The following is a 23,480-nucleotide window of genomic DNA, read 5'->3' on the forward strand; positions in this document are numbered from 1 at the left end:
AGTTAGGAGTTAAGAGTTATAAATTTTTATTCCTCACTCCTGTAGAGACGCGATTAATCGCGTCTCTACTTATAACTTTCGCTTGTTACGGATCGCAAAAACTGCCACCAACCCTAAAGCAAAATGCAGCGTACTCTCCTTTTGGCAAAAATTCATAACTGCACCCTCACGGGGGCGAATATCAACTACGTGGGTAGTATCAGTATTGATGAAACCCTTTTAGAAAAAGCTGGTATCTTACCTTATGAGCAAGTGCAAGTAGTTAATAGTGCCAACGGTCAGCGCTTTATTACTTATGCGATCCCGGCTCCAGCCCATTCGGGAGTAATTGAGCTAAATGGGGGAGCGGCACGTCTAGGCATTATTGGCGATCGCTTGATTATAATGACTTACGGGCAGTTCACTCCAGAAGAGTTAAAAAATTACTCTCCTACGGTAGTCATTGTGGACGAAAAAAACAGGCTGTTGGAAGTTCGGCGCTACGATGACCTGCTCGTTAAGGTCTAATTTCAAGGAAAATGTCAAATTTTGAGTTGTCGGATTCCCAGAGCAACATACCTGAAAAATCTGCTACCTTGCCAAGTAGCCCAGCAGGTGAATTTATAGTGCAATTCTGGGGTGTACGGGGTTTAATTGCCACCCCAAGTAGCGATACCAGTCGTTATGGTGGTAATACCGCTTGTGTAGAAATGCAGGTAGCGGGAAAACGCTTGATTTTTGATGGCGGTACTGGTTTACGGATACTGGGTAAAGCTTGGCAAAAACTACAACAGCCACTACAAGCCCATTTATTTTTTACCAACTGCCAATCAAACCGAATTCAAGGGTTTCCCTTTTTTGCTCCCGCATTTATTGGGGAAAACTGCTTTCATATTTACGGCACAGCTGCCTCAAATGGAGCCTCAATCAAACAATGTCTGTACGATCAGATGCTCCAGCCCCACTTTCCTTATCCTTTACAGGTAATGCAGTCGGAATTGCAGTTTTGTAATCTGACTCTAGACAGCGATCTAAAGCTAGATGATGTCACCATTACAACTGCATTAATTAATCAAACTCAGAGGTCAGTCGGCTATCGAGTTACTTGGCAAGATTATAGTGTTGCCTATGTCACGGACTTACACCAAAATGCCGAACAAGTTGAGCGAGAGCGGATTTTAGAGTTTATAAAAGGCGTTGATTTACTGATTGCCAATGCCACTTATACTCCCCCAACCTCTCACAACCATGATTCTGCTGAGTTACTCTGGCAAGCTGCGGTGAATGCAGCTTTAAATGCTGATGTTAAACGGCTAGCCATTTCTCATCATCACCCAGATGACCATGATGATTTTCTTGACCAGGTTAAAGTCGATGTTAAATCTGCTTTCCCTCAAGCAATATTAGCCCATGAAGGTCTAGTTTTAGCTGTTGGTAAATAATTTAGAGTCGTTGTAGCGATCGCCTAAGTTATGTTTAGGGTCATAGCTCTGATGGGGCAAGGAAGTTTCGCAGCACTGGTAGTCCTAAACCTTTACTACAAGTGATTGGCAGCCTTTATGAAAGAGCCGTTTTACCTGTTTTTCTGACATCAGGTTAGCTTGTTAGTACAGAGTAAAGTAAATACTCTCAAGAAACCCAAATTACACGGTTGTCGGCTCAAAGCCAAATAAAGCTCAACGTTATATCAATATATATAGCCACCAATTACACGTAATAGCTCAATCGTGTAATGCTGCACAACGGAGCGTTGTTAATTGGCGCTATAGTCAGCCGATTTGATAGAATCGGCGGAAAATATAAATAAAATTAATCATTCGAGTTATTCGTGTAAATGACATGCGAATAACTCTTTTTTTGTCCAAAGTCCAAGCTGTGACTTAAAAACCTTTATGGGACTTCCAAATAAAAAAATATCCCAAATTTTCTTGTGGGATGGGCATCTTGCCCGTCCCCAATATTAGGACGGGCAAGATGCCCATCCCACAAAATGGATAATTTATTTCTTGGAAAGCCCATAGGCTACACGCGCTTTGGGCACAGCATTGCTGTGCCCCTACTATTCCACACAATTAAAATCGGCTATATTGCCCCTACGACGCATTTTGCAACTCGGCTGTGCGGATTGAAAGCTGCTGTGTCTGATTACCTCGTTGCACTTTCACCTGTAATACTTGACCAAGACGACTGTCTTCCACAAAGTTCTGCAATTGTTCAGCACTGGTAATAGCTTTACCATCAACTTGCAGAATTACATCCCCGCGCCGGATACCGGCAGATGCGGCTGGTGAATTGGGGACAACTCGCATCACAAAAACACCATTAATTTCTGGTATCTGAATCGGAGAGTTGGGATCGGTATTATTTTGCTTGGCCAGATCGGGTGTTAAAGTTAGCATTTGCACGCCTAAATAAGGGTGAGCAACTTTGCCATCACGTTGCAGTTGCGCTGCGATCGCTTTAGCTTTATCAATAGGAATGGCAAATCCAATCCCCATCGCATCGGGACGAATAGCTGTGTTAATCCCAATCACTTCACCTTGGCCATTTAATAGCGGCCCGCCAGAGTTACCTGGGTTAATGGCGGCATCAGTTTGAATGAAGTCTAAGCGTTTGTCGCTAATGCCGACTTGAGCGCTGGAACGTTTAAGGGTGCTGACAATTCCCAAGGTAACGGTGTTATCAAATCCTAAAGGATTACCAACTGCGATCGCCCAATCTCCTACTTGGACATTAGTGGAAGAACCCAAGGGTGCAACGGGTAAATCGTTACCAGCATTAATTTTGACTACTGCCAAATCTGTAACTTCATCAATACCTTTAACTTTCCCTTCAAAGGTGCGGCCATCTTTGAGTCGGACTGTTACTTTATCAGCCTTATCGACCACATGAGCATTAGTCATAACTAAGCCGCTCTTGTCAATAATGAAACCTGAGCCTAAACCGCGTAACTGCTCAGAAGACGGCATTTGTTGAGAGAAACCGTCACCAAAAAACCGACGGAAAAACGGGTCTTCCATAAATGGATCGACGCGACGAGTAATTGTTCGCTCAGTATCAATCCGAACAACTGCTGAACCAACACGATTTACTGCTGCTGTGACAAAGCTAGTACTGCCGATCGCAGCCGTAGCTGGTGATTGGCTTTGGGCATTCACTTGTGAAGTATCTTTAGCTATGACTATGGGTGCGGGTTCGGCTTGGGAAGGCAATACCTGCAATGTGCTAACCGCTAGCACAACTCCTAGCGCGATCGCTAAAACATAACTACTGAGTTGCCCTATAGACCTGGGTAATTTGAGAAATCGCATAATCACAACCTAATTTATAAGCCTAATTGTTGCTCAGTCGTGACCGAAGAGGCAGGGGAGCAGGGAATAAAGATTCGGAAATTTCCTTGGAATCAAGGGTTTTAGAGCCAATACATTTATGTATGGGGTCTTCTCCTCTGCCCTTGCTCCCTTTCCTCTTGATGTGACAAATCTATTTACAGTTATTTTTACTTCAGGTTTCGCCTAATCTCCCCAATACTCTAGTTAGGGCATTTTGCGAGTTACCTGTAATCAACTTAATGGAAAATTTAACCCAAAAGCTATTATGGACATTTACCCTTTACAAGTTCGGTTTTTACCCATCAATAAGACTTTTGGATTGCTAACAATACTACAACTTTCAAAGTAGTGACACCGATAAAAAGGAGATAGGGGACAACCATACTCGCTTTTGGTTCAAAACTCAATCGGATGATGAACTAACTTTTGAATAAAATTTCATTCCGACTGCTTGCACCTAGCTGGGGTAAAGAGTTGATGGCTGAGTGGGGAGTTAAAGCAGTCGGAACAGTTAGAGGTAATTGTAATTGTTTGACAACACTTTGTAGTAGTTGGTCTTGTCCAGTTCGCAAACCCCAAACATTTGTACCACGATTGATAATGGCAAACCAAACCAAACCGCGATCGCGTGTGGGCATGACTCCGGCTAAAGCGCTCACATCTCGGAGAGTACCAGTTTTGATCACAGTAGCAAGGGGAATGTGTCTGGTGTGCAGTGTTCCCCGATGATCGAATCCAGACATAGGAAACAAGTCAGCCAGATTTAACTGATGGGCAGATGCCTCAGCTTGAATAGCCATAAACATGGCACAAACAGCCCTAGGGGAAATGCGATTTTCCGGCCCCAGTCCAGAACCATTGATTAACTGAATTTCTGCTTGTGGAACCCTAGCAAGGTTAGCAGCAGTGGATTGAACTACAGTTGCTCCTCCCACTGACTCTGCTAGCATCTCTGCCATATCGTTGTTACTGTAAACGTTCATTTCCTTGAGCAGTTGCTTTAAGGGTAATGAACGATGACGCAGTAACAAAGTTTGTTGAGGGTTTGGTTGAGCCTCAACTTTCACCGTACCCGCAATCACGACTTGAGGCTTGGGCGTTCCCTTGGGCATGATTGAGTATGTATAAAGAGCCGGGCGGCCCCAAGTGGCACGATTTAGTGTTTGCTTGAGCATCATACCCGCCAGCATCGGTTGACGTTGGAAATTCATGGCAAAACTGCCATTAATGATTAAATTTCCCTTTACCTGCTTGATGCCCATTTGATTGAGAGTATTACCAAGAGCGATCGCTTCTTCCCAAACAAACAAAGGATCGCCACGACCTGTAATCACCAAATCGCCCTGTACAACTCCATTTACCACTGGCCCAGTGACACTCACCAAAGTATCAAATTGGTAATCTGGCCCCCAAGTTTTCAAAGCAACTAATGAAGTGGCAATTTTAGTTAAAGAAGCAGCCGGCAGAGGTGTCGTACCTTGGTGATTTGCCATCAGCATTGGCCCCGACTGCATCCAAATTCCCTGACTCTCAGCCAGATTTTGCGCCACCACCTTTGATGTTATGAGCTTTTTCAGATATTCCTGCACCGTAGTCGCCCCAGTTGGATTGGGATCGGGCGCAAGAACTAAGCCAGGACTACTTTGCCAAGTCAAGGCATCCAAGGCATCCATAGGCTTGATTTGTACCCCGGCCATTTCCAGCCAGAGTGACACCAAACCTGAACCCAATAATTCCAGCATTTTTTATTCCTCTGTAAGGATCTGATATGTTGTTTACTGTGCTAATATACAAGCTTTTTTCCCAAAATCAGTATTGAGCCATAATTAACTGGTGTTTTTCTCATCTGGAAATAGCACTTTTTTGTCATCTTGATTCTGACACCGATGTTTGGTCGATCGTCACCGTCTGTCTACTCAATAAGAGCCAATACTGAAACAATAAGAGTAATGCTAAAGCGACATCATAAACTATGAGTGAACTTCCTAACAGCCTTGAAGATGCGATCGCCCAATCTCGTGTAGCTGTCCAAGCTGCCCTTGCAGATGGTTGTACTCGCTTGCAAGTTGAGTTCCTGTTCCCAGAACTCAAGTTTATGCCCGTGGCGGAACAATTTGTGCCCGTGTTTACAGATTATGATTCCCGTTTGAAGATTTTCTTTGCTGATGCTGGTGCTGCGGCTCTAGCCCGCCGCAATTGGGCAGATGCACCATTTCAAATTTTAGATATCGGTACGGGAAGGACTGCTTCCTTGGAAACAAAAATTCAGCCAGAGGATGAAATTTTCTTGTTCGTTGCTCCTACTTCCGTAGAAGTACCGCAGGTGGAAAAATTGTGTCAAGTAATAGGCGATCGCCCTGTAGTCTTTTTAAATCCCCGTCTAGAAGATTCTGGAACTGTGGGTATTGGTTATGCAGCAAGGCAAACTCGCCTGCGTTTTACCAATACTATTGAATCCTGTTATTACCTGCGCCCCATAGACGAGCAAAGTGCCCTATCTCGCTCCTACCCAGGACAGTGGGAAGTTTGGCTGGAAACTGACGGCGAATATCAAAGAATTGCCGAATTACCCACAAAACCGTCGGGTGATGATTTGGATCAGATCCTTTTAAAAGGACAACCGCAAACAACTACCGATGCAACACCTGCGAGAAAACCCAGTGTGTTTAAGAGTTTGCAACGGTTCTTAAAGGCGTTGAGTAGTTAGCAAAAAGCAGAGAGGTAGCAGCAGGAAACTCGCTCGTCTGCTGCTTCATCATTTACTGTAGCGGATGTGCGGTGCTATTCCCTAAATGCTTTGTGATATCATGTCTGGTTAAACAATTGTCATTGCGAGTGCAACGACATATCACAAGTAATTTGCCGGACATGATATAAGTCTGCTTTTTGAGACTTAACAGGAAACGTCAGTTAAAGAGTTTGCTGTTTGCTGCTTAAGCGGAATTACAACTACAAATTCTGTACCCTGTCCAAGAGTAGAAATACATTGTAATTTTCCCCGATGTTTTTGGGTGATAATCTGGTAACTAATAGATAAACCTAATCCCGTACCTTTACCAGCTGGTTTCGTAGTAAAGAATGTTTCAAATAATTGTTTTTGGACGTTTTCGGGAATGCCTGTACCATTATCAACAATGCGAATAACTACCTGATTTTCACTAGTGAGTTGAGTATAAATATAAATTTGGGGAGGAGAGAGTGCTGCTTTCTCTGCTCTCCATTCACCATTTTCCACTGCCTCTTCTAAAGCATCGATCGCATTTGCTAGAAGATTCATAAAGACCTGATTGAGTTGTCCAGCATAACATTCTACTAATGGGAGATCGCCGTACTCTTTAATGACCTGAATTGTTAGAGAGTTAGATTTTGCTTTAAAGCGATGTTCCAGAATCATTAATGTATTATCTATACCCTCATGGATATTCACAGCTTTCATCTCTGTTTCATCTAACCGGGAAAAGTTTCGCAGAGATAAAACAATTTCTGTGATTCTTTCAACACCGACTGTCATAGAAGTTAGCAAGTTAGGCAAGTCTGCTATTAGGAAATTTAAGTCGATAGCTTCTATTTCTTTTTGAATTTCCGTTACTGGATTAGGATAGTTTTGCTGGTATAATTTCAGTAGTTTTAGTAAATCTTCAATATATTGATTGGCATAACTGATATTGCCATAGATAAAGTTGACTGGGTTGTTGATTTCGTGCGCTACACCTGCTACCAACTGCCCCAAACTAGACATTTTTTCACTCTGCACGAGTTGAGATGCTAGCTGCTTTGCCTCTTGGCGCAATTGTGCTTCTGAGTATCGCAATATCTGTTCTGCTTGTTTGCGCTGGGTAATGTCGTGGAGAATGACAACATACTCTTGAAAATCCTGATGGGGCCTGTCTGAGATGGAAACTTCCAGGATTTTGTTTTTGCCATTGCGGAGTAAGGTTTGTTCGCTGCGCTTTGTCCACTCGTCTGGATAATAGACTAATGCAATTAGCCATTTGTTGAGGTGATTTCCCCGCAAGTCGGATGGGTTAACACCAAAGAAAGATTCAGTCGCCGGATTCGCCTGCTGAATAATGCCTCGATCGTCCACAACTAAAATACCATCCTGGGCGACAGTAAACAGGTGTTCGGCAGCTTCACGGGCTTCTGCGATCGCCACCACTTGCGGTAAACTTGTCCAACAAGCGATCGCTACTCCTACAAATGCTACCGTCATCAGCAGCACCACAAATAGATTTTCACCCCCCGAATTTGCCGCTTTATTAAGTTTCACGCCAAATAACCAGCCAGCTGCCACTGCGCTGCACAGTAAAAAAATTAGGATGCTCACCTGAAGAACTACTGAGTCCTTGATAATGACCACAGGACGCGATTTATATCGCTGCATCCACCAACTGGGGTGGAAGGGAGGGAAATTCACCCGGCGAATCACCGCATCTATTCCCATAACGCCAATGGGAAATAATAGCCCAATTAGCAAGTTGAGCCAACCCCAGGCAAATCCGCCCACCACTAGCACCACAACTTCTAACAGCAGAATCGCCAGAGATATGCGAGGAAACAAAACTTCCGGGCGATCGCGCCGCAGCCAAAGCCCCAAATGCAATAACATAAAGGAGACAAACCAACCAACATTGCCAACAGCCACGATTCGCGCCACATCTCCCCAAATCAGATAGATTAGACACAACACCAGTGTTAATGTCAGTGCTGGCACAAACACACCCCGGCGTGACACAACGGAAAATACAGGTGAGATGTGTTTGTCTAAAGCCAACTGATACAAAATCCGAGGACAATTAGAAACAACCGTTGCCGAACCTAAAAGACTTGCAGCCACCAGCAAAAAGGAAACACTTATACCTGCTGATTCTCCCCAGAAGGGGCGGGAAGCCGCCACAAGATTCAGAAAAGCATTGTCTTCGAGGCTTGGATCGGTTGCTAACCGCATCATTACCCAAGATCCCCCCAAAAAGATCGGTGGCATCATCCAAGCCGCAACCTCTAAAAAGCGCAGCGTTTGGGTAGGTTGACGGCTATCGGCGACAAAAGAAGAAGCCGTTTCACAACTATAGGTGGCATAAGTGACGAAAAAGAACCACTTGGCCCAATCCACAAAACCTATAGATGACCAATTGTTAGGAAAAAATCCCGGACTAACATCAGAAAATGCTAACCAGCCCAAACCCTGTACGCAGAAAGTGATTAGTAGTCCAAAGGCTGGAATTATAAAAAACAAATGTAAAATACTCAGGGCGCGAGTCCCACTAAACGCCACGATAAACGGCAACAGTGTAAAACCAATATTCAGCCATATTTCTGGACAGGCAATACCCAGCGCCTCTAAATTCACCTTAATCAAATCTTTGAGGACGATGGTATTAACTGCCAGGTAGGAAACCCAGTTGAGAAGGTATCCAATTGCGGCATAACAAGCTAGTGCTGGGTAGCTTTGCAGCAGCTTAGTAGCATAATTAGGCGTTCCTCCAGCCACATTTATAAAATGTATACCCAAGCGTTTTACCTGGTAGTTGAGGAGCATTCCGAAAATCACCGCAGGTATCCAAACAAAAATAGCTTGGGAACCGAGAGCAGCATGAATTGCTGGAACCAGTGCTGTCCAAGAAATATGAGCCGTCAAACCAAAGCCCCAACTTTCTACAGCACTTAGGCTTCTAGTCAAGCGAGGGTAAGAAGATTGGCTCAAAGTGGGATGAGCAGGATGGGACATGATTGGCAGTACTGGGTGGGATACTTTAATTAAGCTTATTAGCTAGAGTTCCCATGCTATAAATATTCTGAACAGAGACTTTATATTCAAAACTTCAAGTTATTCTCGATCGAACGTCAGCGAATAAGTTTATTGCAGCGAAAAAATAGCATGGGTGGCAAACTAATTGTATTTGAAGGTGTGGAAGGCTGTGGCAAAACCAGCCAAATGCAGCTTTGTTGTCAGTGGTTGGAAAGTCTCAATGTTTCTGTGGTGGTAACTCGCGAACCAGGTGGAACAGAGTTAGGCTTACATCTTCGCCGCTTGCTACTAGAAAAGGCAGAGGATAAACCAGTTGCTGAAGTGACAGAACTTTTATTGTATGCTGCTGATCGATCGCAACACGTGGAACAAGAACTCAAGCCAAATCTGGCAGCAGGGAAATATATTTTATGCGATCGCTATACTGACTCTACCATTGCCTACCAAGGATACGGTCGCGGTTTGAACATGAGTTTAATCAATCAGCTTAACTATATTGCCACTGCTGGCTTAGAGAGTGACTTAACTATTTGGTTAGATGTCGATGTCGAAGTTGGACTAGCCCGCAAACGGGGAGATGGAATAGGATTAGACCGGATTGAACAAGAAGCGATCGCTTTTCATCGGCGCGTTCAGCAAGGATACGCAGAGTTAGCAGCATCCCATCCCTCAAGAATTGTCCGGGTAGATGGCAGCTTGAGTAAAGAAGCTGTACAACGCGCAATTCAAGAAATTTTGCGCGGACACCTGCACTTGTAGGACTTACGCAAAAACTCTCTGAAACTCTTATTTCTTTGTGTCCTTTGCGGACTTTGCGGTTCGTTTTTTCATGATTTTGCGTAAGTCCTGACTTGATGAGTTAGGGCAAAAATAAATCTAAAAGTTTTTAATGAGGTTTGGGCAAACTAGGTTAGTAATTCGTGGCGGAACAACAGCTGCGATCGCTTGCTGTACTATTAGGCTAAATGACTTTAAATATCAACAAAAATGAGCATTATTGTCTTCGGCAGCATAAACATAGACTTGGTAGCAACAACACCCAGGTTGCCAGTTGCAGGAGAAACGTTGCTAGGAGAAGAATTTTTGAAAGTTTCGGGAGGTAAAGGAGCGAATCAAGCCGTAGCATTAGCAAAATTGGGAATTCCTACCCAAATGGTGGGGCGTGTAGGTGCAGACGATTTTGGCGGAGAACTTGTCAACAACTTGCAAGCATCTGGTGTGCAGATTGGCAATATTTTCGTCGATAAGACTGTTAGTTCTGGAGTCGCCATCATCGCCGTAAATCATGCTGGGGAAAATCAAATTATTGTCATTCCTGGTGCAAATGGGTGTGTGAATCAAGAAGATGTAGAACGATTGTCCAACTTATTACCAGAAGCTACAGCACTGCTTTTACAATTAGAAATTCCGATTACTGCCGTGGTTGCAGCCGCTAAAGCCGCAAAAAAAACCAAAATCAGGGTAATTCTCGATCCAGCACCCGCACGATCTGATTTCCCAGATGAACTTTACCCGTTAGTGGATATTATTACACCGAATGAAGTTGAAGCCGCGCAGTTAGTAGGTTTTCCTGTGGATGGAGAGGAACAAGCAGCAAAGGCTGCTGAAGTTTTATTACAACGGGGTGTGAAATGTGCGATCGTTAAACTGGGTTCTAAAGGTGTTTTTTGTGCAACTGCTGAGGAAAAGTTTTTTGTCCCCGCCTTTCTAGTTCATGCGGTTGACACAGTAGCTGCTGGCGATGCTTTTAATGGCGGCTTAACTGCGGCACTTTTTGCAGGACTTTCTTTACATCAGGCAGTTGTTTGGGGTGCAGCAGCAGGTGCTTTGGCAACGACAAAACCAGGCGCACAAACTTCACTACCCGATAGGTTGACATTTGATGCGTTTCTTAGAGAAAGGGCATCTGTCAAGTCGCTTCGCTCCAATTAAAAATTAAAAATTATTAATTAAAAATTGCAAGACTAAGGAATCTGGATTAAATAAAGTGCAAAAGTAGGGTGTGTTAGCGGAGCGTAACGCACCATTCCAAGTTAAATAAGAATTGCACGTTAATAAAAAGCCCTCCAGATAAGACGAGGGCTTGGTGCTTTTTTGCTAGATATCGGTATTGGCTCAATCCCTTCTAACTACGAGCAAGCGTAATCTGAGTAGTGTCAAAGTTTTGTAACCGAGTCATGTTTCCACTACTCTTATCTACGCTATATATAGCATTGGGTATTTCATACCTCATAGCTCCAAACGCAAGAAGTTGACCTGTTGCAGAGCAAACTAAGCTTTGTAGGCCATTATTCCATGCTTTATCATCAACTTTCAATTGTGCCAGTCCGATCGGCTTTTTTTGATTTGAATCTAGCTGCACCAATGTTGTATCACCATTGAGTCCAACTAAAGACGTATAGAGTTTTCCATCTGGGCACTCAGCTAGATTACTAACTCGCTCATCGTTCGGGAATTTAACCTTACTAATAGGACTGATCTCTCCTGTTTGAAGGTCAATATCTACCAATACAATGGGTGGTGTACCGTTCTTTTTACCTACTAGACCGATGAGTCGCCCATCAATAGTGCCTAGCAAACTTCCAAGCTGTTGATTCCTTTTAAGTCCTGAGACTATCAAAGTTTTTACAGGCGTACCCAAAAATGTAATGCGAGTCAGTGCCGCCTGTCTTCTACTAGTCGTAACAGGAGTAATGGCTACAACAAGTGTGCCATCGGTTAAAGAAGTGAAGCCACTCAATATCTCATTAGGCTCTAATAGAGGAGTACTTTTATCTTCAAGTACCTGAGAATTTCCTGTAATTAAGGATTGCAAAACAAGTCCTACGGGCTTAGTAACCGTGGGGACAATATTTGGGGCAGTGCTATCATCTGATTCAGTGATGTTTACCTCTGGAACAACCGTTTGGTCGGTAGTGATGATAGAGCTAGAACCTATACCTACAATATTTAAATTTGGAATATTTAAGCTTGGTGTTTGTGCAAAGGCTTTATTGCCTAGATAACTAAGCCCAGATGCTACAGTTCCAGCAAGTGCCAACTGGCCAAAATGCCGACGTGAGAACTTGTAATTCATATTTCCACTCCTAGAATTAATGACTTTTATTAAGTAGTTGTGTATTGAACCTAAACGGGTAAAACTAAGATATTCGCGTCCAGGTCGCTACTGAGGGTGTCCCATTGTTGTCACTAATAAAAAGCATGTACCAGCCTGGTGGTGCGATGTTTCGATTGTCTGTTACTGTGACATTGAGAGAAGTAGCATTCCTAAAATTAATCGGTACATCCACTAACCTTTGTTCTGTATCGCAGGAATGGGTAGTTGCCATTGGTCTAATCAGACTAACCCATTTAATATTTGCAGCTTGGGGTGTCTGAATTGTAAATTGCAGCCCGTAGCTCAATGCTTGAGGAGCGCTCTGAATAATTGGTCGTGACCGCGACATGTAGGCAGGACTGTAGATTTCTAATCGCAGTTCAGCGACTCTCCGTTGAGGGTTCCCCCCAGCTGTGGCTACCCTCCCATCTGGCAGGAGTAAGGCCACAGAGTGATATACGCGGGGGATATTTTGTTTAGCTACTGCTGTCCAGGAATTTGTGACTGGATTGTAGATTTCTGCTGGTAGCATTGATTGGGCTGTGTTCTCATCCATTCTGCTACCATTGCAAACAAACACTGTGCGATCGGGTAACAAAACTGCGCTGAGATGCTTCCGACCATTTTTTAGAAACCTCGATCCTACGTAAGTTGGGTTAGTAGCTTTTAGATTTACAATATTTACCCTATTTGTTGTCGCAGTAGCACTACCTCCACCGATAATCATGACGGCTTGGTTTTGTGCAGGTGGTAAAAGCACACTGGCAGCTTGATCGCCGAAAGCTGGGTCTTGCAGCCCTGGCACCAGTTTTTCTGTAATGGATTGTGTAAATGTCCCTGGCAGGGTTAATATTCTTGGTGTCACTGCGGTACCACCCATCTGAGCACCTGAATAAAAGATGTTTCCATTACTTAATAGAAATAGATGTGCGTATGACGGTAAGGCGCTTGTTGTTGGAAAAGCGTTCCAACCATTTGCAAATGTAGAAGAATAAATTTCTGGTTGTTTGTTGAGCTTGCCATCTATACCAAGCCCAGCCACTGCGAATATCCGACCACTGCCTAGTGTTAACACAGTAGGATACCAGCGGCCATTATTCATTGATGGTTTGTTGACCCATTTCTCGGTAATGGGATCAAACATTACAGCAAAGGGTGAACCATAGAATGGATCGTAGCGCAGAGTTCCACCGGCAACCATCAACATACCATCAGAGGTGAACGAGTGACCGGCGCAAAAAAGGTCAATAGGGTTATTATTACTATCCAATGGAGGCGCTTGACGGGTAAATGTTCCCTTGTTTACATCCCACACCACACTGTCATAGAGATTATTTAAGCGATTGGGATCGTTACCTGAGCCACAAAAAAAGAATACTTTACCAGTACGAAGTAGAGCGCCATGTATGGGTAGGATTGGGGCATTGTACGACAATACTTCCCATTTGTCTGTGGTAGTAGCCTGAGCTATGAAAGTCCCTAAATCTGTTTCTTCTTGAAGGTTGGTTTTGTTATTATGTTGAGTCACTTTATTTACAATTATTCCTACGTAATTTTTATTTATTGTTCTTTTTTAATTAATGTCTTCCTAAGAGGATGTTTGAAAAGTCCTTGGTGATGTATCAAATACTTTTAGATCCCCCTAAATCCCCCGATAAATTGGGGGACTTTGATTCCGTTTCCCCCCTTTTTAAGGGGAGCCAGCGCGGTCTTGGGGGTTTCCCCATGAGCGACTGGCGTGGGCTAGGGGGGATCAATAAGTGCCTAATATCACAGCCGACCACTTTTCAAACAACCTCTAAACTTATATCTCAATACAGTTCAGTTAAGCGAAGCGTTTTTTTTCTTCTCTTTGTGTACTCTATGTCTTTGTGGTTCGTAAAAAACTAACTTTAACAAAGAGTTTTAGCCTTAACTGAACTGTATTGACTTATATCTATACTTATTTAAGTTTATTGAGTGTAAAGATGTGATGTTTTTTATAAAAAGATAAAGTAAATCCCTTGCGCTAATAGTAATTACTCTGTTAATAATCTGTGCTGCTGTACAGTATATAAATTAATCTTTGTACTGGGTTGTTAAGGTTAGGATGCATGATGCTTTTAAATACGATATATAAACACAAAGAGAAGTTTGAGGGGTCAGTTCCCTTTGCTCATAATTTGGTAAATAGACTGCCATTGGGGAGCGCTGGCTTAATAATTGTGTTTTTGACCTAGATTTATGACACTATTACTTATTGATAAATGGTTAATAAACTTAACTTTTTAGCAATGATTTGATGTAAAAAAGGGTAAATACATCCACAAATGAAATTTGAATGACGATTAGCGGAGAAATTTTTCATAAAGAGTCCGATACAAAGCACAGGCAAAGCGTAGTAAAGTAGTAAAACTCAGAGTAAGTTGTAAACACCGAAACCTACTGTGATAAAAACATTGATAATGTCAATCCTCCCAAAGCAAGATTGTCACCATGAGCAAATCAACTCCAATGGATGACGAAAAAAATCTCCCAAAGAAAAAGGGTAGGACACTACCTCCAAAGCTAATCATTTGGCTAGGAAAATTTGTCTGGACGACTATGTGGCAGATAATGATGTCAAAGCTTGCTCCGAGCAATCAGTCGGGAGCATATATTCGTCCTAATAGTCAGTTTCGCAAGTTCATTGGCACAGAAGAGGGAAATCCCCACCCACCAGCAGCAGGGCGCTACAAACTCTATGTTGGGTTGGGTTGTCCTTGGGCGCATCGAACCTTGGTTGTGCGATCGCTAAAAAAGCTCGAAGCGGTAATATCAGTATGTATCGTCTCTCCTTCTCCCATCGAAGGCGGTTGGATATTCAACGAGGAAGAAGAAGGTTGTCGCACTCTGGCTGAATTTTATCAGTTGGCAGAACCTGGTTACAGTGGACGCTCTACAGTTCCAATTTTATGGGACAACCAAACAAAAACTATCGTTAACAATGAGAGTTCAGAGATTATCGTCATGCTGAACTCTGAGTTTAACGAGTTCGCTAACAATCCCACCCTCAATCTTTACCCAGAAGCACTCAAAGAGAAGATTGACTGGTGGAATGAGAAGATTTATCACGCGGTAAATAACGGTGTGTATCGCTGTGGCTTTGCCCAAAGCCAAGAAGCATACAATCAAGCTTGTAACGAACTGTTCGCAACTCTTGATGAGATTGACATCGCATTGCAAACTAGTCGATATCTGTGTGGAGACAATATCACACTTGCAGATGTCCGTTTATTCACAACGTTATTTCGGTTTGATAGTGCCTACTACGGGTTGTTTAAGTGCAATAGACAGCGAATTCGAGACTATCACAACTTAGGAGCTTACTTACGCGATGTATATCAGCTTCCCGGCGTAGCTGACACCTGCGATGTCGAGAGTGTGAAGCGAGACTACTACGGGAACCTATTCCCACTCAATCCTGGTGGGATAATTCCTAATGGGCCTGATATGTCTTATCTTGATGAACCATCTGGGCGCGATCGCATCGGCACAGTAAATGCTTCATAATATACATTGAGAACTAAAACCTCGATGCCTGCACGTCTGGAGTTAGTGTAATTGTGAACCAGATTAATCGAGTTGCAATTGTCGGTGGAACTCATGGCAATGAGTTTACTGGGGCCTATTTAATCCAAAAATTTGCCCAGTTTCCTGATTTGATTGCTAGACAAAGTTTTGAGACAGTGACTCTGTTAGCAAATCCTAACGCTTTTGCAGCAGGGAGGCGATATGTAGAAAAGGATTTAAATCGATGTTTTCTCAAGCAAGATTTACAAAATCCAACTCTTAACAGTTACGAAGAATTGCAAGCTAAATCAATTCAAAACATCTTAACATCAAACAGAGGTAAACAAGCAGATTTTATCTTAGATTTGCACAGCAGTACAGCTAATATGGGTCTGACAATTATTTTGGTAAACAGTCATCCCCTAAACTTGCAATTAGCTGCTTATCTCAGCCAGATTAGTCCTTTGGTAAGGATTTATCGCTGCTCTTTTAAATCAATTGCAGAAAATCCATTTGTAAATTCTCTGTGTGAATTAGGCTTTGCGATCGAGGTTGGCCCGATTGCTCAAGGACTCTTAAAAGCAATGCTGTTCCAACAAACAGAAGAACTTATTTATGCAGTTCTTGGCTATCTAGAACAGTTTAACCAGGGGAAAATTTCATCAACTAACAAAACCTTAATTCTCTATGACCATTTATCAGTTGTGGATTATCCAAAACAGCCGAATGGTAAAATCTTTGGGATGATTCATCCAGAGCTTCAAGACAAGGATTACCAAGCCTTGAATCCAGGAGATCCAATCTTCTTAACTTTTGACGATAAAACAATTATTTATGAAGGTGCATCTACCGTTTGGCCGATTTTTATTAATGAGGCAGCTTACTACGAAAAAGGAATTGCAATGTGTTTGACTCAGAGACAGCAAATCAATATTTAGGATGTTGAAAATTTTTGTGCGATCGCTTTTTATTGGAACTAATGATATAAATTGAGCATCATAACCTAGAAAATATGCCGATCCTAATTTATAATCCCTGTAGCTGTTGAGATGTTGAATATCCAGTTGTAGACATTCCCAAGGAATAAAGTAAAGTTGCAGGTTCTTAAATCCGTCTTTCTAAGACTTAGTTAAATTTACGCTTAAAATTGTCCAAATACTTAAATTCATAATGAAAGCGAAGCGACCAGGAAACAAACCAATAGCCAGTCTTTCTTTAGACTTGGATAACGTTTGGTCTTTTCTAAAAAACCAGGGCGCTCCGGGTTGGGAGACTTTTCCCTCTTACTTAGATATTGCAGTCCCTCGTTTCTTAGATATTTTTCAGCAATGGGATTTGACAATCACAGTCTTCATTGTGGGTCAAGATGCAGCCCTGGAAAAGAACACCAAAGCATTACAAGCGATCGCTTACGCCGGCCACGAAATTGGCAATCATTCATTTTACCACGATCCTTGGCTACATCTGTATTCAGAGGATGAAATTGAACAAGAGGTGGCGTTGGCCGAAGAACATATCAAGCGCGTCACTCATCAACATCCTATCGGCTTTCGGGGGCCGGGATACAGTTTTTCTCCTGCGGTATTGAAAGTCTTAGCACGACGGGGATACGAATATGATGCTTCGACTTTCCCCACATTTTTGGGGCCCATAGCACGAGCTTATTATTTGATGACCTGTAAACTGAGCAAGGAAGAACGTAAGAAACGGGAAGCCCTGTTTGGTGGTTTTAAGGATGGTTTGCAGCCTTTAAAACCTTTCCAGTGGAAGATGGGTAAGGATAAACTGACTGAAATTCCCGTTACCACGATGCCAATTTTCAAAGTGCCAATTCACTTCAGTTACATCATGTACCTGAGTACATTTTCTTCGGAAGTGGCCTTACTCTACCTGCGAATTGCCCTTTGGCTGTGTAAACTTACGCGCGTCCAGCCTTCTTTGCTATTCCATCCTACAGACTTTATCAGCCAAGAGGATGTGCCAGAACTATCATTCTTCCCTGGAATGAGTGTTCCCACCTACAAAAAGCTGGCAATAGTGAACAAAAGTTTAGAACTTATATCCAGTCAGTTCAATGTTTTAACTGTTGGACAACACGCCAAATCCGTAGTCGGCGCACGTCAACTACCTGTATTAGTGCCTCAAAAGAGGTAAAAAAATATAATCTATGGGATTTATTCAGGTAAATTTGTATCCTTAATTACAGGGAAAATTAATTTTTCCCTGTTTCAATTTTGAAACCAGCTGACATTTGCTTGCAAGAATGTGTAAAGTAATTGATAGTCAACTACTATCTTCAATTTTTTACACATCTATCTATGGTTAGAAAAACTCAACGCCTTTTGCTGCTAGTTATTTCCTGTAGTATAACTGGTGTAATTTTGGGAGGTACTGCTGCTTGGGCAGAAAGTAATCTCTGCTTGGAAGACAGTAAGGTTACAAGTGACTGTCTAACTCAAGATCCAATCCAAAAAACTATCCAAGGAATGAGTACCGGATTGTTAGCTGGGGCTGGGGCCGCTTGCGGTGCAGTATGGCAGTTAAGGCATGAAGATTGAGCGTAAACTACCACTAACCCGATACTTCGGGTTAGATTAGGTTTCTGGACTAATTAGCCAGTGTCTCCACTTTGACTTTCGGCCAGCATTTAAGTTATGTGGGTCAATTATCCTGTATTTATGTGGCTTTGGAAGAATACCGATCTATTAATGCACGAGCAAATTTCTGGTGTTTTTCAGCGAGATGTTGAGGATAGATAAACTGAGCATTACCCATAAAGCGGTACACCCAGCGACAAAACTCCTCCAGCGATCGCTCAGGAAGTTTAACAATATAATCTACGTAAGTAAGTTTGCTATGTGTATTATTCATAAGTCTGGGTTAATCGCCTGGATTGGTGAACGAAATAATCAGCTTTTTGGTCACTTACGTTGTTTTATTGACAAAACCTAGTCATTTCAAAATTTTCAACGCTCTGTTGGTTTCTGCGTGACTGAGGCAGTTGGATTTAGACTTGAAGTGATGGGACTGGAGGAAAGACTGGTGACGAGAGCAATTGGTATAGAGCTTCTTATTGCCCAAAAGGTTCTTACCTTATCAAAGGAACAACAGCAGCAAGTACTTGACTTTGTAGAATTTCTGCAATTGAAATCACTAACAGTGGAGTTTTTGCACCATGATGGCACGCCAATGTCTGCTTTAGAAGCAGCAGGAGACTTAGTTGGCTGCGTGGATTCTGGGCCTGGGGATCTCTCGACAAACAAGGAGTACCTTAAAAGACCATTAACAGAATGAAGCAAGCGGTACTGCTAGATACAGGGCCATTAGTAGCTTTAGTCAACAGTCGAGAGCAGTTTCATAAATGGGTGACAAATCAGTTTGGACAGATTGAACCACCTTTGTTAACTTGTGAAGCGGTAGTTACAGAGGCTTGTTTTCTCTTACAGAATGTTTATGGAGGAGAAGCAGCAGTAATTTCTTTTGTACAAAAGGGAATTATCCATCTTCCGTTTCGGCTCTCTGAAGAATCTGCTGCTGTTTCCGAGTTGATGCAGCGTTATCAATCAGTTCCAATGTCGTTAGCAGATGCGTGTTTGGTGAGGATGGCAGAACTGTATCCTACTCGTGAACTACCACTAACCCGGAGTTCCGGGTTAGATTAGGTTTCTGTACTAATTAGCCAGTGCCTCTACTTAGCTTTCGCTAAAAAATTTATTCAGAACGCGGAGGGCAAAATGGAATATGACGAAATCTTTCAACGCGATTTTATCGCTCGAACTCTCGAAATCGTTGAGCAGTATGAAAAATACGTAATGAAGTGTGTTTCAGAAAACCAGCAATTTGAAGTTACGCTACTCATCAACTGCCTACTAGGTCTTTTGGTTTTACCCAAAGAACATTGCTATAGGAGTATTCCTAATAAACCTATTAAAGAATTAGAAGAGTGGGGACTTTCCCCCGACTTCATCCAAGATTGGGGATCGGAAGACCATCACACTCTGCCGAAATTTGTTAAAAAACTCAGAAACGCCGTTGCTCATACCAGTCTTTGCCTGCATGGAGATGGCGTTCAAATCACTAGCCTTGAGTTCAAGGACAAAGACGGTTTCTGTGCCGTTGTGCCATTTGATAATTTGAAAACCTTTGTAACAAAATTGGCGCAGTCAGTAAAGCCACCACCTAAAAACATGAGAGACTTTCGGTAAAAAGATTCTTAAGTCTAAAAGGCGATGGCGTGTCCGTCCGGCGTAGGTGATCGCACTCCATAAAGTTGGTAAAAAGAATTTTTGACTGCAAGTCTACTTATGTAATTTATTTTTACAGATAACTGTGATTTCTCTGAGGGCTTTTAAGCAAAATAAACTTAATATTTATTAGATATTTTTAGAACAAAAGGCTTGATATGTGTTTAGTAAATATTAACCAGGATGAGTTAAACCTCCCAGAATTAGGATATTTAAAGTCATTAAAGTTAGAGATTGAACGAATTTCAGAAAAGTCTGTTGAGTTGCTTAAGAAACAAGATTCATATACATTTGTTTGTATTTTTCGGCTACCTAATGATGCGGCTCATAAATTCTCAGAAGTGCAAGATTTAATAAATAATGAACTTCTATTACGAAGAAAGAATTCTAATTATTATGGTGATATTAAATTAAGGGTAGCTGAGAAAGTAACTTGGATTGAAGTTTATGAAAAAATCAATCAATTATATGAGAACTTAAGATACCAAATATCTGAGTTTTATGAAAAAATTGAACTTTCTGGTACTGATATTAAAGAGATGTCAGTGAATGAAATACTAGAGCGATTAAAGAAAGGAAGAGAAAGTCTTGACAAAAATTATTCAACAAACATAAATGAATTTATCTCAAGTTCAATTATTCCTGATATAAAAAATAAAATAAAATGTTTGGAATATGAAATTGGACAGTTGGAAAAGGAAGAGTTTGAATTAGCAATAAATAAAGCTAGGAATTTAGTAGAGAGATTAGAGATATTGAGAAAAGATGTCACCAGATTTTGACCACTCCCCACTCCTAAATTGTTAGGTCAATCCCCAGAATCCCCAGAGAATCAATCAGTACTCGTCATCGCGGAGAATATTTACAAGCGATCGCACAATAATGGACAAACAGCAATACATTGTTTGACTACTGGCATGACCGAGTTCGGCTGAAAAACTATGAGTTAATTGCACCTCCTGGACACGTCGAAACCCAGAATCATTGTCTAACTGTCCTATCCGTTGCAGGTAACACTTCGCTGCAACAGACTGAATCGATATCTGGGTTGGGATGCAAAGAAGCAAGCCTATGGGCGCATTTGCATTCTTGGTAACTTATAGAGAATAATCACAAAGAAAGCAGCTTTGGCATCTTCGTGCGAGATAATAAAATATAAAATATGGCGATCGCAATCGATTTTGGTACTAGCAACACAGTCATTGCTCGTTGGAACCCCGTAACCCAGCAGCCAGAAACCCTGACTCTACCAGGCTTATCAATTAAACAAAGTCTCAATCCGCCACTGATTCCCAGCTTGGTTTATGTTGAAGACGCAACCCAAAATAAAGTCTTAATTGGGCAACAAGTACGCGATCGCGGTCTTGACCTCAAAGGCGAAACGCGATTTTTCCGCAGCTTCAAGCGGGGTATTGGTGCAAATATCCAAGGTTATTTACCCGAACTAGATGGGCAAATTGTCACTTTTGAGCAAGTAGGGCAATGGTTCCTCACCAAAGTAATTGAAGAACTAGCACCTCTGCAAGGTGGGTTAGATTCTCTCGTGTTAACCGTACCTGTAGACAGTTTTGAAGCCTATCGTCACTGGTTGGGTCAAGTTTGTCAAGCCCTCCCCATTGAGCAGGTGCGGATGCTGGATGAACCCACAGCCGCCGCCTTGGGTTATGGCTTGGCAGATCGAGAAAATCTCTTGGTGATTGACTTTGGTGGTGGCACTTTAGATTTGTCCCTTGTCCGGTTGGATCAAAGCGTGCAAGCAACCACAAAGCCCTTGGGATTTCTTCTCAAGTGGGGTAATAAGTCTTTGGCTGAAGATTCAAAACAAAAAGTTAAAACTGCCCGTGTACTGGCGAAAGCTGGGCAAAATCTGGGCGGTACTGATATTGATAATTGGTTGGTAGATTACTTTGTCAAAACTCAAGAGTTGGCGGTAAGTCCCTTGACAACACGATTGGCAGAACGGGTAAAAATTCAGCTATCAACCCAAAACCAAGCTAGTGAAGTTTATTTTGATGATGAGACATTTGAAAGCTATGAATTAGAATTAAACCGCGATACTTTTGAAAATATCCTCAAAGAACACGCCTTTTTTGAGTTACTAGATGAGTCGATGACGACATTGTTGCAGCAAGCAAAACGCCAGGGAATTGAACTTTCTGATATTAATGCAGTTTTGTTGGTTGGTGGAACTGTGCAATTACCAGCAGTGCAGACATGGATCAAACAGTATTTTGAGCCAGAAAAAATCCGTTGCGAACGTCCCTTTGAAGCGATCGCTCAAGGTGCATTACAGTTAGCTCAAGGGATACAAATCAAAGACTTTCTCTATCATAGTTATGGTATCCGCTACTGGGATCGCCGCAATCAGCGTCACAAATGGCATTCTCTGATTAAAGCGGGACAAGCATACCCAATGAGTCAGCCAGTAGAATTAGTCTTAGGCGCTTCTTTAGAAAATCAGCCCAGCATTGAATTAATTATGGGAGAATTGGGAGCAGATACGGGTAGTACCGAAGTTTATTTTGATGGCGATCGCTTAATTACCCGTCGTCTAGATGGTAACGAAACCACCGTCAAACCCCTCAACGATCGAGAAGGCGCGAGAACAATTGCCCAACTGACACCAGCCGGATATCCTGGAAGCGATCGCATCAAAATTCTCTTTCAAGTTGATGAGCAACGCTTTTTACGAATCACTGTTGAAGACTTGTTAACCAATGACACGCTTTTGGAGAATCAACTCGTGGCACAATTGAGTTAGATACAATGCACATTATCAGTCGTAAAAAGCTGCGCGAATTTTGTCAAAAGCTTAACAACTGGTACAAAGCTGCCAATAAAAGTACATGGAATAATCTTACCGAAGTGCAAGCCGTTTATCCTGAAGCAGAAGCTGTTGGTAATTTCACTGTTTTTAATATCAAAGGAAACAAATATCGTCTGATAGTTATTTCTAGCCACCCATCTTTAACCATCCAAAAACTTGATTGACGGTTAGTGTAAGTTTAATTTCTGGTAATACAGGCAAAAAATCTTCTCCCTGAAATAGCACTGGCTGTTGTTCTGGTAGAAATACCAAAATACTCACGTCATCAGGATCGAGAAACCATCCCAGACGACTACCATACTTTAAACAGTAGAGAATGTTCCCAATTACTTTGTTAGGTTTTTGTTCTGGCGAAAGAATCTCAATCGTCCAGTCTGGTGGAAGTTCAAAATTATCAGGTACTTCATTATCAACAGTGAACGGTATGCGTCCCCACTGAAATACAGCCACATCTGGTACTATTGAGCGTTCTCCAAAACTACAACGTAATTCGGGAAACGCATAGGCAATCTTCTGATTTTCCGCAACTTCATTAACAACAGCACCAAGTTTGCCTTGCAAGCGGCTGTGTCTCCCTTTCGGCATTGGCTTAGGAATAATCTTACCGTTAACATATTCACTCGCAGGCTTTGTTTCTGGAAGCTTCAGAAACTCTTCCAGGGTAAGTAGTTGAGTAGTTGAGTAGCTCATGACTCCTGAATCCCTCGAAGATGTGTTTTTA

The 23,480-nt window shown here is 42.2% G+C and carries 23 protein-coding genes; 15 read left to right on the plus strand and 8 right to left on the minus strand.

Features of this window, described 5'->3' with window-relative positions; all coding sequences use genetic code 11:
* Positions 1-123 precede the first annotated feature (123 nt).
* Entirely contained in the window at positions 124-507 is a 384-nt protein-coding gene (gene panD, locus CDG77_RS02865; RefSeq protein ID WP_094327815.1) for an aspartate 1-decarboxylase, read from the plus strand.
* A gap of 11 nt (positions 508-518) precedes the next feature.
* A complete protein-coding gene (locus tag CDG77_RS02870; protein WP_094327816.1) occupies positions 519-1,421 on the plus strand; it encodes an MBL fold metallo-hydrolase in 903 nt (300 codons plus the stop codon).
* A gap of 651 nt (positions 1,422-2,072) precedes the next feature.
* Here the strand turns inward: CDG77_RS02870 and CDG77_RS02875 are convergent.
* On the minus strand, positions 2,073-3,290 hold the full coding sequence (locus tag CDG77_RS02875) for an HhoA/HhoB/HtrA family serine endopeptidase (RefSeq protein ID WP_094327817.1): 1,218 nt from the start codon (positions 3,288-3,290) through the stop codon (positions 2,073-2,075).
* Between the two features lie 440 nt (positions 3,291-3,730).
* Complete coding sequence (locus CDG77_RS02880) at positions 3,731-5,053, minus strand: D-alanyl-D-alanine carboxypeptidase (protein WP_094327819.1); 1,323 nt, start codon at positions 5,051-5,053, stop codon at positions 3,731-3,733.
* Between the two features lie 230 nt (positions 5,054-5,283).
* Here CDG77_RS02880 and CDG77_RS02885 point away from each other — a divergent pair, with 230 nt between their 5' ends.
* Entirely contained in the window at positions 5,284-6,018 is a 735-nt protein-coding gene (locus tag CDG77_RS02885) for a DUF1995 family protein (protein WP_094327821.1), read from the plus strand.
* Between the two features lie 186 nt (positions 6,019-6,204).
* On the opposite strand, the gene CDG77_RS02890 is transcribed toward CDG77_RS02885, so the two are convergent.
* The gene (locus CDG77_RS02890; protein ID WP_190233897.1) at positions 6,205-9,039 is read right to left on the minus strand and encodes an ATP-binding protein; all 2,835 of its coding nucleotides are present in this window, start codon (positions 9,037-9,039) and stop codon (positions 6,205-6,207) included.
* Positions 9,040-9,189: 150 nt separating this feature from the next.
* On the opposite strand from CDG77_RS02890, the gene tmk reads away from it, so the two are divergent.
* Positions 9,190-9,819: a dTMP kinase gene (tmk, locus tag CDG77_RS02895; protein WP_094327824.1), complete on the plus strand. Its 630-nt coding sequence runs from the start codon at positions 9,190-9,192 to the stop codon at positions 9,817-9,819.
* A gap of 228 nt (positions 9,820-10,047) precedes the next feature.
* A complete protein-coding gene (gene rbsK, locus CDG77_RS02900) occupies positions 10,048-10,992 on the plus strand; it encodes a ribokinase (RefSeq protein ID WP_094327825.1) in 945 nt (314 codons plus the stop codon).
* A 193-nt stretch (positions 10,993-11,185) separates the two neighbouring features.
* Here rbsK and CDG77_RS02905 read toward each other — a convergent pair whose 3' ends face one another.
* Together CDG77_RS02905 and CDG77_RS02910 are read right to left on the minus strand one after the other, a co-directional pair.
* Positions 11,186-12,136, minus strand: a complete 951-nt coding sequence (locus CDG77_RS02905; protein ID WP_094327827.1) for a hypothetical protein — start codon at positions 12,134-12,136, stop codon at positions 11,186-11,188.
* 64 nt (positions 12,137-12,200) lie between these two features.
* Positions 12,201-13,685, minus strand: a complete 1,485-nt coding sequence (locus CDG77_RS02910) for a galactose oxidase-like domain-containing protein (protein ID WP_094327829.1) — start codon at positions 13,683-13,685, stop codon at positions 12,201-12,203.
* Between the two features lie 947 nt (positions 13,686-14,632).
* Here CDG77_RS02910 and CDG77_RS02915 point away from each other — a divergent pair.
* The 4 genes from CDG77_RS02915 (at position 14,633) to CDG77_RS02930 (ending at position 18,246) form a co-directional block, all read left to right on the plus strand.
* Entirely contained in the window at positions 14,633-15,688 is a 1,056-nt protein-coding gene (locus CDG77_RS02915) for a glutathione S-transferase family protein (protein ID WP_094327830.1), read from the plus strand.
* Positions 15,689-15,741: 53 nt separating this feature from the next.
* Complete coding sequence (locus CDG77_RS02920; protein ID WP_094327832.1) at positions 15,742-16,626, plus strand: aspartoacylase; 885 nt, start codon at positions 15,742-15,744, stop codon at positions 16,624-16,626.
* Positions 16,627-16,858: 232 nt separating this feature from the next.
* A complete protein-coding gene (locus tag CDG77_RS02925; RefSeq protein WP_094327833.1) occupies positions 16,859-17,842 on the plus strand; it encodes a polysaccharide deacetylase family protein in 984 nt (327 codons plus the stop codon).
* A gap of 164 nt (positions 17,843-18,006) precedes the next feature.
* Positions 18,007-18,246, plus strand: a complete 240-nt coding sequence (locus tag CDG77_RS02930) for a hypothetical protein (protein ID WP_094327835.1) — start codon at positions 18,007-18,009, stop codon at positions 18,244-18,246.
* 118 nt (positions 18,247-18,364) lie between these two features.
* On the opposite strand, the gene CDG77_RS02935 is transcribed toward CDG77_RS02930, so the two are convergent.
* On the minus strand, positions 18,365-18,559 hold the full coding sequence (locus tag CDG77_RS02935; protein ID WP_094327837.1) for a hypothetical protein: 195 nt from the start codon (positions 18,557-18,559) through the stop codon (positions 18,365-18,367).
* Between the two features lie 171 nt (positions 18,560-18,730).
* On the opposite strand from CDG77_RS02935, the gene CDG77_RS02940 reads away from it, so the two are divergent.
* The 4 genes from CDG77_RS02940 to CDG77_RS02955 all read left to right on the plus strand — a co-directional run bounded on the left by CDG77_RS02940 (position 18,731) and on the right by CDG77_RS02955 (position 20,714).
* A complete protein-coding gene (locus CDG77_RS02940) occupies positions 18,731-18,982 on the plus strand; it encodes a DUF2281 domain-containing protein (RefSeq protein ID WP_223269697.1) in 252 nt (83 codons plus the stop codon).
* Entirely contained in the window at positions 18,979-19,350 is a 372-nt protein-coding gene (locus CDG77_RS02945; protein WP_094327838.1) for a type II toxin-antitoxin system VapC family toxin, read from the plus strand. Before CDG77_RS02940 ends, CDG77_RS02945 begins: the two co-directional genes overlap by 4 nt.
* Positions 19,351-19,422: 72 nt before the next feature.
* Entirely contained in the window at positions 19,423-19,893 is a 471-nt protein-coding gene (locus tag CDG77_RS02950) for a HEPN family nuclease (protein ID WP_094327841.1), read from the plus strand.
* 197 nt (positions 19,894-20,090) lie between these two features.
* Complete coding sequence (locus tag CDG77_RS02955; protein WP_094327843.1) at positions 20,091-20,714, plus strand: hypothetical protein; 624 nt, start codon at positions 20,091-20,093, stop codon at positions 20,712-20,714.
* A gap of 54 nt (positions 20,715-20,768) precedes the next feature.
* On the opposite strand, the gene CDG77_RS35155 is transcribed toward CDG77_RS02955, so the two are convergent.
* Entirely contained in the window at positions 20,769-20,999 is a 231-nt protein-coding gene (locus tag CDG77_RS35155) for a hypothetical protein (RefSeq protein WP_143856950.1), read from the minus strand.
* 95 nt (positions 21,000-21,094) lie between these two features.
* Here CDG77_RS35155 and CDG77_RS02960 point away from each other — a divergent pair, with 95 nt between their 5' ends.
* A complete protein-coding gene (locus tag CDG77_RS02960) occupies positions 21,095-22,693 on the plus strand; it encodes an Hsp70 family protein (protein ID WP_094327844.1) in 1,599 nt (532 codons plus the stop codon).
* A 5-nt stretch (positions 22,694-22,698) separates the two neighbouring features.
* Positions 22,699-22,923, plus strand: coding sequence for a type II toxin-antitoxin system HigB family toxin (locus tag CDG77_RS02965; RefSeq protein ID WP_094327846.1), 225 nt, complete (start codon positions 22,699-22,701; stop codon positions 22,921-22,923).
* Here CDG77_RS02965 and CDG77_RS02970 read toward each other — a convergent pair.
* Entirely contained in the window at positions 22,886-23,449 is a 564-nt protein-coding gene (locus tag CDG77_RS02970) for a Uma2 family endonuclease (RefSeq protein ID WP_094327848.1), read from the minus strand. The genes CDG77_RS02965 and CDG77_RS02970 overlap by 38 nt on opposite strands.
* Between the last annotated feature and the right edge of the window lie 31 nt (positions 23,450-23,480).

It is taken from the genome of Nostoc sp. 'Peltigera membranacea cyanobiont' 213, from assembly GCF_002245975.1.
Lineage (GTDB): Bacteria > Cyanobacteriota > Cyanobacteriia > Cyanobacteriales > Nostocaceae > Nostoc.

Bases quoted from the DNA above. Each gene is read 5' to 3' on its own strand.
- CDG77_RS02880 (WP_094327819.1), bottom strand. From the start codon at position 5,053: ATGCTGGAATTATTGGGTTCAGGTTTGGTGTCACTCTGGCTGGAAATG.
- CDG77_RS02875 (WP_094327817.1), bottom strand. From the start codon at position 3,290: ATGCGATTTCTCAAATTACCCAGGTCTATAGGGCAACTCAGTAGTTAT.
- tmk (WP_094327824.1), top strand. From the start codon at position 9,190: ATGGGTGGCAAACTAATTGTATTTGAAGGTGTGGAAGGCTGTGGCAAA.
- panD (WP_094327815.1), top strand. From the start codon at position 124: ATGCAGCGTACTCTCCTTTTGGCAAAAATTCATAACTGCACCCTCACG.
- CDG77_RS02935 (WP_094327837.1), bottom strand. From the start codon at position 18,559: ATGAATAATACACATAGCAAACTTACTTACGTAGATTATATTGTTAAA.
- CDG77_RS02945 (WP_094327838.1), top strand. From the start codon at position 18,979: ATGAAGCAAGCGGTACTGCTAGATACAGGGCCATTAGTAGCTTTAGTC.
- CDG77_RS02950 (WP_094327841.1), top strand. From the start codon at position 19,423: ATGGAATATGACGAAATCTTTCAACGCGATTTTATCGCTCGAACTCTC.
- CDG77_RS02905 (WP_094327827.1), bottom strand. From the start codon at position 12,136: ATGAATTACAAGTTCTCACGTCGGCATTTTGGCCAGTTGGCACTTGCT.
- CDG77_RS02970 (WP_094327848.1), bottom strand. From the start codon at position 23,449: ATGAGCTACTCAACTACTCAACTACTTACCCTGGAAGAGTTTCTGAAG.
- CDG77_RS02930 (WP_094327835.1), top strand. From the start codon at position 18,007: ATGGTTAGAAAAACTCAACGCCTTTTGCTGCTAGTTATTTCCTGTAGT.
- CDG77_RS02870 (WP_094327816.1), top strand. From the start codon at position 519: ATGTCAAATTTTGAGTTGTCGGATTCCCAGAGCAACATACCTGAAAAA.
- CDG77_RS02915 (WP_094327830.1), top strand. From the start codon at position 14,633: ATGAGCAAATCAACTCCAATGGATGACGAAAAAAATCTCCCAAAGAAA.
- CDG77_RS02955 (WP_094327843.1), top strand. From the start codon at position 20,091: ATGTGTTTAGTAAATATTAACCAGGATGAGTTAAACCTCCCAGAATTA.
- CDG77_RS02885 (WP_094327821.1), top strand. From the start codon at position 5,284: ATGAGTGAACTTCCTAACAGCCTTGAAGATGCGATCGCCCAATCTCGT.
- CDG77_RS02965 (WP_094327846.1), top strand. From the start codon at position 22,699: ATGCACATTATCAGTCGTAAAAAGCTGCGCGAATTTTGTCAAAAGCTT.
- CDG77_RS02925 (WP_094327833.1), top strand. From the start codon at position 16,859: ATGAAAGCGAAGCGACCAGGAAACAAACCAATAGCCAGTCTTTCTTTA.
- rbsK (WP_094327825.1), top strand. From the start codon at position 10,048: ATGAGCATTATTGTCTTCGGCAGCATAAACATAGACTTGGTAGCAACA.
- CDG77_RS02890 (WP_190233897.1), bottom strand. From the start codon at position 9,039: ATGTCCCATCCTGCTCATCCCACTTTGAGCCAATCTTCTTACCCTCGC.
- CDG77_RS02960 (WP_094327844.1), top strand. From the start codon at position 21,095: ATGGCGATCGCAATCGATTTTGGTACTAGCAACACAGTCATTGCTCGT.